14 protein-coding genes are annotated in these 14,289 nt (G+C 60.6%); 11 read left to right on the top strand and 3 right to left on the bottom strand.

All coding sequences use genetic code 11. From position 1 onward, the window contains the following. The first annotated feature begins 6 nt into the window (after window positions 1–6). From iolD to BFP96_RS12775, 9 genes are all read left to right on the top strand, one after another. Window positions 7–1,938 (top strand): 3D-(3,5/4)-trihydroxycyclohexane-1,2-dione acylhydrolase (decyclizing), encoded by a 1,932-nt coding sequence (gene iolD / locus BFP96_RS12810; protein WP_065936338.1) that lies wholly within the window; start codon window positions 7–9, stop codon window positions 1,936–1,938. Between the two features lie 19 nt (window positions 1,939–1,957). Next, window positions 1,958–2,968 carry a Gfo/Idh/MocA family protein gene (locus BFP96_RS12805; protein ID WP_065893002.1) on the top strand — a complete coding sequence of 337 codons (1,011 nt, stop codon included), beginning with the start codon at window positions 1,958–1,960 and terminating at the stop codon, window positions 2,966–2,968. A gap of 515 nt (window positions 2,969–3,483) precedes the next feature. Next, entirely contained in the window at window positions 3,484–4,512 is a 1,029-nt protein-coding gene (locus BFP96_RS12800) for a Gfo/Idh/MocA family protein (RefSeq protein WP_065893003.1), read from the top strand. 128 nt (window positions 4,513–4,640) lie between these two features. Continuing rightward, a complete protein-coding gene (locus BFP96_RS30885; protein WP_163001556.1) occupies window positions 4,641–4,817 on the top strand; it encodes a hypothetical protein in 177 nt (58 codons plus the stop codon). A 48-nt stretch (window positions 4,818–4,865) separates the two neighbouring features. After that, complete coding sequence (locus tag BFP96_RS12795; protein WP_065893004.1) at window positions 4,866–5,801, top strand: sugar ABC transporter substrate-binding protein; 936 nt, start codon at window positions 4,866–4,868, stop codon at window positions 5,799–5,801. A gap of 65 nt (window positions 5,802–5,866) precedes the next feature. Next, window positions 5,867–7,417, top strand: coding sequence for a sugar ABC transporter ATP-binding protein (locus tag BFP96_RS12790; RefSeq protein WP_065936337.1), 1,551 nt, complete (start codon window positions 5,867–5,869; stop codon window positions 7,415–7,417). 25 nt (window positions 7,418–7,442) lie between these two features. After that, window positions 7,443–8,465, top strand: a complete 1,023-nt coding sequence (locus BFP96_RS12785; protein WP_024076018.1) for an ABC transporter permease — start codon at window positions 7,443–7,445, stop codon at window positions 8,463–8,465. Window positions 8,466–8,888: 423 nt separating this feature from the next. Further along, the gene (locus BFP96_RS12780; RefSeq protein ID WP_003191666.1) at window positions 8,889–9,293 is read left to right on the top strand and encodes a TraR/DksA family transcriptional regulator; all 405 of its coding nucleotides are present in this window, start codon (window positions 8,889–8,891) and stop codon (window positions 9,291–9,293) included. A 94-nt stretch (window positions 9,294–9,387) separates the two neighbouring features. Then, complete coding sequence (locus BFP96_RS12775; protein ID WP_371914768.1) at window positions 9,388–11,067, top strand: methyl-accepting chemotaxis protein; 1,680 nt, start codon at window positions 9,388–9,390, stop codon at window positions 11,065–11,067. A gap of 69 nt (window positions 11,068–11,136) precedes the next feature. Here BFP96_RS12775 and BFP96_RS12770 read toward each other — a convergent pair whose 3' ends face one another. The 3 genes from BFP96_RS12770 to BFP96_RS30310 form a co-directional block, all read right to left on the bottom strand. Then, window positions 11,137–11,379 carry a DUF2789 family protein gene (locus BFP96_RS12770; RefSeq protein ID WP_065936335.1) on the bottom strand — a complete coding sequence of 81 codons (243 nt, stop codon included), beginning with the start codon at window positions 11,377–11,379 and terminating at the stop codon, window positions 11,137–11,139. Window positions 11,380–11,450: 71 nt separating this feature from the next. After that, entirely contained in the window at window positions 11,451–11,681 is a 231-nt protein-coding gene (locus BFP96_RS12765; RefSeq protein WP_065885228.1) for a hypothetical protein, read from the bottom strand. A 121-nt stretch (window positions 11,682–11,802) separates the two neighbouring features. Next, window positions 11,803–12,078, bottom strand: a complete 276-nt coding sequence (locus BFP96_RS30310; protein ID WP_065897077.1) for a hypothetical protein — start codon at window positions 12,076–12,078, stop codon at window positions 11,803–11,805. 366 nt (window positions 12,079–12,444) lie between these two features. On the opposite strand from BFP96_RS30310, the gene BFP96_RS12755 reads away from it, so the two are divergent. Next, window positions 12,445–12,915 carry a hypothetical protein gene (locus BFP96_RS12755; RefSeq protein WP_065895345.1) on the top strand — a complete coding sequence of 157 codons (471 nt, stop codon included), beginning with the start codon at window positions 12,445–12,447 and terminating at the stop codon, window positions 12,913–12,915. Between the two features lie 132 nt (window positions 12,916–13,047). After that, window positions 13,048–14,064 carry an ABC transporter substrate-binding protein gene (locus BFP96_RS12750; protein ID WP_065897076.1) on the top strand — a complete coding sequence of 339 codons (1,017 nt, stop codon included), beginning with the start codon at window positions 13,048–13,050 and terminating at the stop codon, window positions 14,062–14,064. The last annotated feature ends 225 nt before the right edge of the window (window positions 14,065–14,289 follow it).

Raw genomic sequence — 14,289 nt, 5'->3', positions numbered from 1 at the left:
CGCGACATGACCACCACCCGACTGACCATGGCCCAGGCCCTGGTGAAGTTCCTGGATAACCAATACATCGAAGTCGATGGCGTGCAGAGCAAGTTTGTCGCCGGCGTGTTCACCATTTTCGGTCACGGTAATGTGCTGGGCCTCGGCCAGGCGCTGGAGCAGGACAGCGGTGACCTGGTGGTGCACCAGGGCCGCAACGAACAGGGCATGGCCCACGCCGCCATCGGCTTTGCCAAACAGCACCTGCGCCGCAAGATCTACGCGTGCACCGCCTCGGTGGGGCCCGGCGCGGCGAACATGCTCACCGCTGCGGCCACCGCCACGGCCAACCGCATTCCGTTGCTGCTGTTGCCCGGCGATGTCTACGCCAGTCGCCAGCCTGATCCGGTGTTGCAGCAGATCGAGCAGTTTCATGACCTGAGCATCAGTACCAACGACGCTTTTCGCTCGGTCAGCAAATACTGGGACCGCATCAACCGCCCGGAGCAATTGATGAGCGCGGCGATCCACGCCATGCGCGTGCTTACTGATCCGGCGGAGACCGGCGCGGTCACCCTGGCGCTGCCCCAGGATGTGCAGGCCGAAGCCTGGGACTATCCCGACTATTTTCTGCAAAAACGCGTGCACCGTATCGAACGTCGCCCGCCAACCGCCGCCATGCTAGACGATGCGCTGGCGGCTTTTCGCGGCAAGCGCAAACCGCTGATCATCTGTGGCGGCGGGGTGAAGTACTCCGGCGCGAATGCTGCGCTGCAAGCCTTTGCCGAGCGCTTCGATATCCCGTTCGCCGAAACCCAGGCGGGCAAGAGCGCGGTGGTGTCCAGTCACCCGCTGAACGTTGGCGGTATTGGCGAGACCGGTTGCCTGGCGGCCAACCTGCTGGCGCCCGAGGCGGACCTGATCATCGGCATCGGCACCCGTTATACCGACTTCACCACCTCGTCCAAATCACTGTTCAAACAGGCCGAGGTGACGTTTCTCAACCTCAATATCAGCCCGTGCGATGCGTTGAAGCTCGACGGCGTGCAAGTGCTGGGCGATGCCAGGGTCGCCCTGCAAGCCCTGGCCGATGCCCTGGGCGATTACCGCGCCGGTTGGGGCGAGCAGGTGCGCGACGCCAGGGCGCAACTGGACGCCGAGGTAGATCGGGTGCATCAGGTTGAGTACCAGGGCGATGATTTCGTCCCCGAAGTCGATGACCGCCTCGACCGCGCGGTCCTGCGCGAATTTATCGAGCTGACCGGCTCCTGCCTGACCCAGAGCCGCGTGCTCGGCGTGCTCAACCAGACCCTGGCCGACGACGCCATCATTGTCGCCGCCGCCGGCAGCCTGCCCGGCGATCTGCAGCGCGCATGGCGCAGCAAGGGCGTGAACACCTACCACGTCGAATACGGCTATTCGTGCATGGGCTACGAGATCAACGCCGCCCTGGGCGTGAAGCTGGCCGAACCGAGCAAAGAGGTGTACGCGCTGGTCGGCGACGGCTCCTACATGATGCTGCATTCGGAACTGGCCACCTCGATCCAGGAGCGCCGCAAGATCAATGTGGTGCTGCTCGACAACATGGCTTTCGGTTGCATCAACAACCTGCAGATCGGCAACGGCATGGACAGCTTCGGCACCGAGTTCCGCTACCGCAACCCCGAGAGCGGCAAGCTCGACGGTGGCCTGGTGCCGGTGGATTTCGCCATGAGCGCGGCGGCGTATGGCTGCAAGACCTACAAGGTCAGCAGCGTGGAACAGCTTGAAGCGGCGCTGGCCGATGCGCGTACCCAAAGCGTGTCGACCCTGATCGATATCAAGGTGCTGCCCAAGACCATGGTCCACGGCTACCTGTCGTGGTGGCGGGTGGGGGTGGCGCAGGTGTCCACCAGCGAACGCACCAACGCCGCCGCAAAAAAACTCAATGAACAACTGGCCAAGGCCCGGCAGTACTAATAACAAGAGGAGTGCATGTATGTCGTTGAAGCTTGGAGTGATCGGTACCGGTGCCATCGGCCGTGACCATATTCGTCGTTGCAGCCAGACCCTGCTCAACAGCCAGGTGGTGGCGGTCACCGATATCAACCTTGAACAGGCCGCCAGGGTGGTGGCCGATTTGAAGCTGGACGCCGAGGTGTACCCGGACGGCCACGCGTTGATCAACTCGCCGCAGGTGCAAGCGGTGCTGGTGACGTCGTGGGGGCCGAGTCACGAAGAATTCGTGCTCGCCGCCATCGCCGCCGGTAAACCGGTGTTCTGCGAGAAACCCCTGGCCGTGACCGCCGAAGGCTGCCGCCGCATCGTCGACGCCGAAGTGGCGCACGGCAAGCGCCTGGTGCAGGTCGGTTTCATGCGCCCCTACGACGAAGGCTACCGCGCCTTGAAAGCGGTGATCGACAGCGGCCAGATCGGCGAGCCGCTGATGCTGCACTGCGCCCATCGCAACCCGACGGTGGGCGAGAACTACAAGACCGACATGGCGATTACCGACACCCTGATCCACGAACTGGATGTACTGCGTTGGCTGCTCAACGACGATTACGCTTCCGTGCAGGTGGTGTTCCCGCGCAAGACCAGCAAAGCCCTGGCCCACCTGCGCGACCCGCAGATCGTCCTGCTGGAGACCGTCAAGGGCACGCGTATCGACGTGGAAGTGTTCGTCAACTGCCAATACGGCTACGACATTCAATGCGAAGTGGTGGGGGAGAGCGGCATCGCCAAATTGCCGGAGCCTTCACAGGTACAGATGCGCAGTGGAGCGAAATTGTCGAACGCGATTCTGATGGATTGGAAGGACCGGTTTATCGGCGCCTATGACGTCGAATTGCAGGCATTCATCGACAGCGTGCGCGCCGGGCAAGTGGGCGGGCCGTCGGCCTGGGACGGCTACGCGGCGGCAGTGGCGGCGGATGCCTGTATCGAAGCGCAGGGCAGTGGACAGATTGTGCCGGTGAGCCTGCCGGATCGCCCGCATTTCTATGGCTGAACCACTGGAGAAACGCGGTTAAAAATGTGGGAGGGCGCTTGCCCCCGATAGCGGTGGATCAGTGACAAGAGTAGTTACTGGCACACTGCCGTCGGGGCATAGGTACCTACAAACCACGATGCGAAGCGAGTCGCTCTTGATCTTGATCTGCTTTTGATCTCAGGCGCCCCGTTAAACCACGCTGGCCGAACGCAGGCTTGAATCCGTGGGCAACCCGGCAGGACGCCGGGTTAGCCGCACTGGGCCATGGATGGCCCATTGCGGCGGCCCACGGATTCAAGCCGGAGAGAGGGCACACCGAGCCTAAGCGAGGTGCCGAGTGGTGGGGCAAGAGCGTTTTGCTTACTTTTGCGCTTTTCAAAAGTGAGCCGCCGTCAGGGCGGAACCCTAAGTGGCCGTTACCGCAGAAACGGATATGTACTCAACCCAGCATCCCGGCCGGCCCAGAGGCCGTCATCGGGGGCAAGCCCCCTCCCACATTTGATTGGGTGTGCACTTCAAACAAGGAATAAATCATGCGAATCGGACTAGTCGGCTATGGCCACGGAGGGCGCTTCTTTCATGCGCCGCTGATTGCGACGTTGCCAGGCGCGACCTTTGTCGGCGTCGTCACACGATCCCCCGAGCGCCGCCAGCAACTGGCAAACGACCACCCTGGCCTTCCAGCCTTCGACACCCTCGGCCAGATTGTCGAAGCCGGCGTCGACGCCCTCGTCATCTCCACCACCCTCAAAGGCCGTCCGGCCCTGGTGCTCGAAGCCATCGAACATGGCGTGGCGGTGGTCAGCGACAAACCCTTCGCCGCCAACGCCGAGCAGGCCCAGGCTTTGATCACCGCCGCTGAACGCCAAGGCACATTGCTCAGCGTCTACCAGAACCGGCGCTGGGACTCGGATTACCTGACCCTGCGCAAACTCATCGAAGCCGGTGCGCTGGGTGAGATCACCCGTTTTGAATCCCGCGTCGAACGCTACAGCCCCCAGGCGGTGGGCAATCCCAGCGGCGGCGGCTGGTTGCGCGACCTCGGCAGCCATCTGGTGGACCAGGCCCTGCAACTGTTCGGCCCGGTGGACCGGGTATTTGCGCAACTGCACTTCACGCCCGAGCATCCCAGCCTCGATCACGGCTTTTTCGTGGCGCTGACCCATGCCAACGGCGTGATTTCGCACCTGTGGGGCAGTGCCTTGCAAAACAGCCAGGCGCCGCGCTTTCGCGTCAGTGGCACGCTGGGCTGCTACACCGTTGAAGGGCTCGACGGCCAGGAAGACGCGCTGATGGCCGGTAAGTCACCGAAAACCGAAGGCGAGCATTGGGGCGCGGAAGAGCATCGACGCTGGGGCTGGTTCGAACAAGGGTCGGAGCGGGAACGGGTGCCCTCGGAAAAGGGTTGCTGGCCGCAGTTCTACCGGCAGTTGCAACGTGCCGTGCAAGGCCAGGGGCCGCTGCCGGTAAACCCCTGTGACGCGCTGGAAACCACCCGTATATTGGACGCTGCACGCCTCAGCGCCGAGCGCCAGCAGGTGGTTTCGACAAAAATAGAATAAAATTCTAAAACAGGTTGATATGGAAATTATTTTCCAATAAAGTCTTTTCCAGGTTGCATAAAGTACGTCTTGGGCTCGACCCCGGCGACTCAACAAAAACAAGATCAAAAACAACCAGGTACCGTCAGATGAAAATCTTCAACGCTGTACTGCGAGTTTTACGCCCTGCCCACACGCCACGCGCATTGCCTCGCGCCCGGCCGTTCTACTTCTCCTTCCTCAATGTGCTGTGCGTCGAAAACCAGGGCGCGCTGGTCTGCTGCATTCCCGGCGCACCGGTGGTCCGCGTGCCTGCCGAACGCTGATAAACGCAACGTCCATAAAACCAACAAGAAAGTGGAGACAGACCGTTCATGAAGACCCCGATCCGTTTTACCGCGCTGGCCCTGTCGATGCTGCTCGCCAGCGGCGTTGCCGTGGCCGCTGACATCAAGGTGGGCGTGAGCATGTCCGCCTTCGATGACACCTTCCTGACCTACCTGCGCGAAGACATGGACAAGCAGGCCAAGTCCTATCCCAAGGGCGACGGCGTGCAATTGCAGTTCGAAGACGCCCGCGCCGATGTGGTCAAGCAACTGAGCCAGGTCGAGAACTTTATCAGCCAGAAAGTCGATGCCATCATCGTCAACCCGGTGGACACCGCCTCCACGGCGAACATCATCAAGGCCGCCACCGCCGCGAAAATCCCATTGGTGTTCGTCAACCGCCGTCCCGACCAGAAAGACTTGCCCAAGGACGTGGTCGCCGTGACCTCCGATGACGTCGAAGCGGGCAAGCTGCAGATGCAGTACATCGCCGAAAAACTCGGCGGCAAGGGCAAGATCGTGATCCTGCTGGGTGACCTGGCGAACAACTCCACCACCAACCGCACCAAGGGCGTGAAGGAAGTGCTGGCCAAGTACCCGGACATCAAGATCGAGCAGGAACAGACCGGTATCTGGCTGCGCGACAAGGGCATGACCCTGGTCAACGACTGGCTGACCCAGGGCCGCGAGTTCAACGCCGTGCTGGCCAACAACGACGAGATGGCGATCGGCGCGTCCATGGCGCTGAAGTCGGCAGGCACCAAACCCGGCACGGTGTTGATCGCCGGGGTCGATGGCACGCCGGACGGTCTCAACGCAATCACCAAGGGCGACATGGCCGCCTCGGCGTTCCAGGACGCCAAGGGCCAGGCCGTCGGCTCGGTAGAGGCGGCGCGCAAGATGGCCAGGCACGAGCCGGTGGAGCAGAACGTGGTGATCCCGTTCAAGCTCATCACCCCGGACAACGTCAAAGACTTCAAGTAGCCCTGAACTCACACCCCTAAGCCGGCAGGGCGGTCACGGCCGCCCTGCAGATGGAGTATCTCCCTATGCTCGCTCACGCCACTGCCTCGCCGCCGGGTATCCAGCCGCTGGCGCAGGACGAACCCTACCTGCTGGAAATTCTCAACATCAGCAAAGGCTTTCCCGGCGTCGTGGCCTTGGACGATGTGCAACTGCGCGTGCGCCCCGGCACGGTGCTGGCGCTGATGGGCGAGAACGGTGCGGGCAAGTCGACGCTGATGAAAATCATCGCCGGCATCTATCAGCCCGATGCCGGCGAAATCCGCCTGCGGGGCAAGCCGATCACCTTCGAGACGCCGCTGGCGGCGCAGAAGGCCGGGATTGCGATGATCCACCAGGAACTCAACCTGATGCCGCACATGAGCATCGCCGAAAATATCTGGATCGGCCGCGAGCAGCTCAACAGCCTGCACATGGTCAACCACCGCGAAATGCACCGCTGCACCGCCGAGCTGCTGGCGCGCCTGCGCATCAACCTCGACCCCGAAGAACAGGTGGGCAACCTGAGCATCGCCGAACGGCAGATGGTCGAGATCGCCAAGGCCGTGTCCTATGACTCCGATATCCTGATCATGGATGAGCCGACGTCGGCGATTACCGAAAAGGAAGTCGCCCACCTGTTTTCGATCATTGCCGACCTCAAGTCCCAGGGCAAAGGCATCGTCTACATCACACATAAAATGAACGAAGTGTTCGCCATCGCCGATGAAGTGGCGGTGTTTCGTGACGGCCAATACATCGGCCTGCAACGCGCCGACAGCATGAACAGCGACAGCCTGATCTCGATGATGGTCGGCCGTGAGCTGAGCCAGTTGTTCCCGGTGCGCGAGACGCCGATTGGCGACTTGCTCCTGTCGGTGCGTGACCTGAGCCTGGACGGTGTATTCAAGGACGTGTCCTTTGACCTGCACGCCGGTGAAATCCTCGGCATCGCAGGATTAATGGGATCGGGCCGCACCAACGTCGCGGAAACTATTTTCGGCATCACCCCCAGCAGCAGCGGGCAGATCACCCTGGACGGCAAGCCGGTGCGTATCAGCGACCCGCACATGGCCATCGAGAAGGGCTTCGCGCTGTTGACCGAGGACCGCAAGCTCAGTGGCCTGTTCCCGTGCCTGTCGGTGCTGGAAAACATGGAAATGGCGGTGCTGCCGCACTATTCGGGCAACGGTTTCATCCAGCAGAAGGCCTTGCGCGCCTTGTGCGAAGACATGTGCAAGAAGCTGCGGGTGAAAACCCCGTCGCTTGAACAGTGCATCGACACCCTGTCCGGCGGTAACCAGCAGAAGGCGCTGTTGGCGCGCTGGCTGATGACCAACCCGCGCCTGCTGATCCTCGATGAGCCGACCCGGGGCATCGACGTGGGCGCCAAGGCCGAGATCTATCGCCTGATCGCCTTTCTCGCCAGCGAAGGCATGGCGGTGATCATGATTTCCTCGGAACTGCCCGAAGTGCTTGGCATGAGCGACCGGGTGATGGTGATGCACGAAGGCGAACTGATGGGCACCCTGGATCGCGCGGATGCGACCCAGGAAAAAGTCATGCACTTGGCCTCCGGTATGACCGTGGTCCACTGACTCCAGAATAAGAAGGTGATGGGTTATGAATGCAATAACAGATAACAAGCCGGCCACGGCACCGGTCAAGCACCGTCGACGCCTGCCCACCGAATTGAGCATCTTCCTGGTGCTGATCGGCATCGGCCTGGTGTTCGAATTGTTCGGCTGGATCGTGCGCGACCAGAGCTTTTTGATGAACTCCCAGCGCCTGGTGTTGATGATCCTGCAGGTATCGATCATCGGCTTGCTGGCCATCGGCGTGACCCAGGTGATCATCACCACCGGTATCGACCTGTCGTCCGGCTCGGTGCTGGCCTTGTCTGCGATGATCGCCGCCAGTTTGGCGCAGACTTCCGATTTTTCCCGGGCGGTGTTTCCTTCCCTGACCGACTTGCCGGTGTGGATCCCGGTGGCGATGGGCCTGGGTGTGGGCCTGCTGGCGGGGGCGATCAACGGCAGTATTATTGCTGTCACCGGTATCCCGCCGTTCATTGCGACCCTGGGCATGATGGTCTCGGCCCGTGGCCTGGCGCGTTACTACACCGAAGGCCAGCCGGTGAGCATGCTCTCGGACTCGTACACGGCCATCGGCCATGGCGCGATGCCGGTGATCATCTTTTTGGTGGTGGCGGTGATTTTCCACATCGCTCTGCGTTACACCAAGTACGGCAAATACACCTACGCCATCGGCGGCAACATGCAGGCGGCGCGCACCTCGGGGATCAACGTCAAGCGTCACCTGATCATCGTCTACAGCATCGCGGGTCTGCTCGCAGGCCTGGCCGGCGTGGTGGCTTCGGCCCGCGCGGCGACCGGCCAGGCGGGCATGGGCATGTCCTACGAGCTGGACGCCATCGCGGCGGCAGTGATCGGCGGCACCAGCCTGGCGGGCGGGGTAGGGCGCATCACCGGCACCGTGATCGGCGCGCTGATCCTCGGCGTCATGGCCAGCGGCTTTACCTTCGTCGGGGTGGATGCGTATATCCAGGACATCATCAAGGGGCTGATCATTGTGGTGGCGGTGGTGATCGACCAGTATCGCAACAAGCGCAAGCTCAAGCGCTGAGCTTATCTTGAGGTCAACATCCATCAAATGTGGGAGGGGGCTTGCCCCCGATGGCGGTGTGTCAGCTTGAACATCTGTGTCTGACTGACCGCCATCGGGGGCAAGCCCCTTCCCACATTTTTAGTTCCATGCCGTACGGATCAACCGTTTGTCTTCTATATAGCTCCATAAACTTGAATTTCTTGCTATAAACGCACTCCGATGACCGTTCGCCAAGCCCGTCCTGGTGCTTTTGGGGGTTGATCGGGAAAAAATGCCTGTCATTTCAGTTGCTGCGCCTTCAAGTCGGCCTTAGACTGCCGCCCCTCGTAAATTGAGTGCCGGGTGGCGCTTGGAATGGATGGCGCCTTTCCGAGACCTGCAGAGGTCGGCCGGAACGCTCCCTTATTCGCCTTAATGCACGTATTTTTTATAGAGAAATCAATGACAAAGGAAAAGTTGCTGGCCATGCCGGCGGATGACTACATGAATGCCGAACAGCACGCTTTTTTCGAGAAGTTGCTGCAAGACATGAAAGTGGAACACCACGAGCGCATTGAACAGAACCGTATCGCCATTGAAAGCCTGGACACCCCGGCCGATCCGGCCGACGCTGCTTCCGTGGAAGAAGAGCGCACCTGGCTGGTCAATGCCATCGACCGCGACCAGCGCATGTTGCCGCAACTGGAACGTGCCCTGGAACGCATCAAGGAAGATTCCTTTGGCTGGTGTGATGACAGCGGCGAGCCTATCGGCCTGAAACGCCTGCTGATCAGCCCGACCACCAAATACTGCATCGAAGCGCAAGAGCGCCACGAGCAGATCGACAAGCACCAGCGCCAAGCCTGACGCGGTTGCACGGGGGCCGCATCATCGGCCCCCGCAGAGTTTTTGCGTGACCCCCCCGTTATTGATCTACTGCAAGCCCCTGTACTAAAGGCCCATGGATAATGGCCTGTTAGTGGCGTTTAATGCAGACACAATAACGACAAGCAGTGGGGTAACGACAATGGCTGGAGATGGATCTCCGATGGGCGCAGCAGTACCACCGAAACCGGTGGCGCGGGTGCTGCCCGGCTGGCTGATACCGCTCGCGCAGAGTACCGTCCTGGTGCTGCTACTGCTGGGCTTGGCCTTTGCCGGCTGGTCGATCTACCTGTGCCTGCCGCTGGCCTTGCTGGTGATCTGGCTACCTCGCCTGAAAAGTCCCAAACCTTCTGTGACCCACGCTGCGGCCGGCGATGCGATTGGCGAGCTGGCGCGCGACCTGTCCCATACCACCAGCCATAATGCACTCTGCGCTGCGGGCGTGGCCTATTCGGTCAAGCAACTGGCGGCGCGCCTGCAGTCGCAGTTGAGCGCCTCCCAGCAAATCGTCAGCAGCGCGCAGGTGATGATCGGCACCGAACAGGTCACCTCCCAGCTCAGCCGCCAGGCCCTGGGCGCGTCCAGCCAGGCCCGTCAGCGCAGCAGCGAAGGCCGTGAAGTATTGGTGCAGTCGATCACCCGCATGCATCAGCTCAGCCAGCGTGCCGATGCCAGCCGTACGCTGATCGAAGCCTTGAGCCAGCGCAGCGAGGAAATCCAGCGCGTGACGCTGGTGATCCAGTCCATCGCCAGCCAGACCAACCTGCTGGCGTTGAACGCGGCGATTGAAGCGGCGCGGGCCGGAGAGCACGGGCGCGGGTTTGCGGTGGTCGCCGATGAGGTGCGCGGCCTCGCCGGACGTACGGCCACGGCCACCGATGAAGTCGGGGTGATGGTCGCCGACATCCAGCAGCGCACGGCCCAGGTGGTGGAGCAGATTCGCCAGCTGTCGGCGGACCTGCACACCGGTGTAGAGCAAGTGGAAGATGCCGGCGAACACCTGGCGAGCATCGCCGGCCTGGCGGCGGATGTGGAACAGCAGGTCAGTGAAATCGCCCAGGGCACCGACACCAACCGCACTCAACTCGACAGCCTGTTCCACGCCGTGGAGCAGATGCGCAGCGACCTGGCGGTCAGCGACCAGCAAACCCGCCAACTCGCCGACGCCGCCGTGCAGATGGAAGGGCAGGCGGAAACCATCAGCGAGCGCCTGGCGCAGGTCGGCCTGGATGACTATCACCAGCGCATCTACGACCTGGCCCGAGAAGGCGCCCGGCGAATTGGCGAACAGTTCGAGGCGGATGTGCTGCACAGCCGGGTCAGCCTGGAAGATCTGTTCGATCGCAACTACACGCTGATTGCAAATACCCACCCGAGCAAATACAAGACACGTTTTGACGCCTACACCGACCAAGTATTACCCGCCATTCAAGAGGCGCTGTTGCCGCTTCATGAGGGTTTGGTGTTTGCCATTGCCTGCACGCCCCAGGGCTACGTGCCGACACACAACAAAGCGTTTTCCCACGCATTGACCGGTGATGCCCAGGTGGACGCGGTGCAGAACCGCACCAAGCGCAAATTTGACGACCGTACCGGCCTGCGGTGCGGTAGCCATCAACAAGCCATGTTGCTGCAGACCTACACGCGCGATACCGGCGAGCTGATGCACGACCTGTCGGTGCCGATCATGGTTCGGGGTCGGCATTGGGGTGGCTTGCGCCTGGGCTACAAGCCGCAAGGGGGCAGGTCCGCGTAGCGGCACAAGCCGCGCGTAGCAGCAAGCGCGCTCCTGCGGGAGGAGCGGCGTGCGGTCAGTGCGTTTGAATCAAGCAACGGGAGACTCATGCAGCAGGGCGTTGAGGTCATCGACCGCAGGCGCCCATTCGGCATCGACATGCAGCTGTTCCTTGAGGAAACTCGCCTGTTGCTCGCTCCAGAAAGGTGCGTCGACGAGTTTCACGTCATCCGGCAGACGGTGCTCGGCGGTGAAGCGTTCGATGCCTTCCTGACTGGAATCCAGGCCTAACTGGTCGAAGAGGGTATCAAGTGTCGGGGTCGTGGTGTCCATCATATTCTCCATGCGGGCTGATCATCGTTCTGCATGTGAGGGGGATGGCGCGCCAGAGTTCTATCGGATTGTCACGAATTGAGTGCGCCTGAATCCACGGCGGCTTTCAGGGCCCTGGCGGCGTCTTTGCCGGCAATGGCGGCAGCGTCGACGGTTTTGAACCAGCGGTCTTTTTCGACCTGATGCGTTGTTACTGTGGTCAACGGCGGTTTGGCCCGCATGATGATGACCGCTTGAAACTCTCCGTCCACTTCCCTCGCATCGCCATGGATAAAAAATTCGCCAATATCAAATTCCGTCACGTATAGCCTTCCCTTCGCGGTAACTGCACTGATGAAACCTGACCCGCAGGGGGCAAACTTCAAGGACGGGTCAGTATGGCAGTTGTTGAAGGGCCGCTGTGCAGTAAAGTGTGCACTACACTCAGCCAGCTGACGAAACGAGTGTGCCGTGCAGGCCATACAGGTTGGCTTCCAGCGCTTTTGCCAGTGCGCAGGCCTTGCTGTGATCGCTGCGAAAGCCTTTTATCCTGCCGCTGGTCACTTCCTGGATATGAAAAAAGTTTCTTCCGGCCGGCACCACTCGATAAAGCACGGAATGGGAGTACCCATCGGGTGTGGGTAGGCAGTAGTATTGGTGTGCGTCTGGACATGATGAACGAGTGTGAAAAGACGCAGTGTCGTGTTGACGTCGTTGCATGCTCAGCTCCTGTCGATCGACCTGGTTGATATCAGCGGCTGGTTTTGACCGGTGTTGCTGTTTAGTATTGTCGTCGGCAACGCGCGCCTGGTTCCATGGCCGGGTATTTTCTTTTGTGATGCGCGTCGGAAAACAGTGTTTTTAATCGGGTTATTCTCTGAAGTTGTTCGACTCGTATTCTCGGGTCGTTGAACCTGTGATTTGCTGTGTCGCCGGATGACCTCGCACAAGGGCCACCGCGGCTGTCTGTACGGCTCTTATGGTTGTCTTCAGGTTTTTAACGAGTATGTCTTTCGTGCCGTAACGGCCGTTTTTTTGTGCTGCCCGCTCAAGCGGTCAGTGCTTTATCGATGTGGGGGCGTTTCCTTGGCAGTCAGTAATCTGGATATGCACGCGTTATTCGTGCTGGGTGATTTACGCGCAAAGTTGGTCAAGCAGTTTCAATCTCGTTTTGTCTACGTTACCGAACAGACCCCGGAAGGTATCTACATCGCCGAGATCGACACTGAAGCGGCGTTGGTCGTGGACGACAAGCCACGCCTGGAGCTCAAGGTGGGCGATCATTTTCGCGCGGCAGTATTGCCCAGCCGTGAAGGTGGCAAGTTTGAACTCAAGTTTCGCGATATTAAGTTGACCGTGTATGGCCTGGGCGACTACGCCTTTGTGTCTTCGGCCGAAGGTGAAGGCATTGTGTTCAAGGAAGGCCACAGCGTCATGCTGGTATTTGCCGCCAGGGAACAACTGCAGGAAGGCCTGACCAAAACCCTCAAGGCCGTCACCGGCAAGGCCGCCAAGTGGCGCAAGGGCGAACTGGTGACGTTCAAGGCCAGTGAGTAAGCGCAATCACGGCGAACTTCTTTTATCTCCCGGAACCTCTACTACAGTTGAGTTGACTTAACTACGAGAGAGGCTTCGCGCATAGCAGCAAAGCCGTCCGCTGATGGCTGCGATATCGCGAGGTGCAAAGGAATGAAAGGATTGAGAACGCTGTTGGCTGCATCGCTGACGAGCCTGGGCCTGTCCATGGCGTCAGTGCCGGTATCGGCCGCCCAGGCGCCGGTGCACTTTGCCGACCTGAACTGGGAAAGCGGCAGCCTGATCACCGAGGTACTGCGGTTCATTGTCGAGAAGGGCTACGACTTGCCCACCGACACCTTGCCCGGTACCACCATCACCCTGGAAACCGCCCTGGCCAAGAACGACATTCAGGTGATCGGTGAAGAGTGGGCGGGCCGCAGCCCTGTCTGGGTCAAGGCCGAGGCTGAAGGCAAGGTGGTGGGCCTGGGCGATACGGTCAAGGGCGCCACCGAAGGCTGGTGGGTGCCGGAGTACGTGGTCAAGGGTGATCCGGCCAAGGGTATCAAGCCGCTGGCCCCTGACTTGAAAAGCGTACAAGACCTGGCGCGCTACAAGGATGTGTTCAAGGACCCGGAGTCACCGGACAAGGGGCGGTTTCTCAATAGCCCTATCGGTTGGACTTCGGAAGTGGTCAACCGGCAAAAGCTCAAGGCTTACGGCCTGGACGACAGCTACGTGAACTTTCGCAGCGGCTCGGGGGCGGCGCTGGATGCGGAGATTGCTTCGTCGATCCGTCGGGGCAAGCCGGTGCTGTTTTACTATTGGTCGCCCACGCCGTTGATGGGCCGCTACAAGTTGATTCAACTGCAAGAGCCGCCGTTCGATGCGCAGGCCTGGAAGACGCTGACGGATGCGGACAATCCTGATCCCAAGCCGACGCGGTCGCTGGCGTCCAGGTTGAGCATCGGGGTGTCTACGCCGTTCCAGAAAGAGCATCCGCAGATTGCGCAGTTTTTCGAGAAGGTTGAGTTTCCTATTGAGCCGCTTAATCAGGCGTTGGCGAAAATGAGTGAGAATCATACGCCGCCTCGGGAGGTGGCCCAGGTATTTCTCAAGGCTCATCCTGAGGTGTGGAAGGCGTGGTTGACGGAGGATGTGGCTCTCAAGGTTGAGTCGGCCCTCAAGTGATTGACAGTGTTGCTACCTGATGGAAATCAAAATGTGGGAGGGGCTTGCTCCCATGACGGCTATCTGACTGATGCACTGCAATCCAAATGTGGGAGGGGGCTTGCCCCCGATGGCGGCCTCGGGGCTGGCCGGGATGTTGGATTGGACCGAGTACATATCCGTTTCTGCGGTAACGGCTGCTTAGGGTTCCGCCCTGACGGCGGGTCACTTTGGAAAAGCCCCAAA

Source organism: Pseudomonas sp. 34 E 7, from assembly GCF_900005715.1.
GTDB classification, from domain to species: Bacteria; Pseudomonadota; Gammaproteobacteria; order Pseudomonadales; family Pseudomonadaceae; genus Aquipseudomonas; species Aquipseudomonas orientalis_A.
The sequence above is the reverse complement of the archived record's forward strand: the minus strand, read 5'-3'. Positions and strand labels throughout refer to the sequence as shown.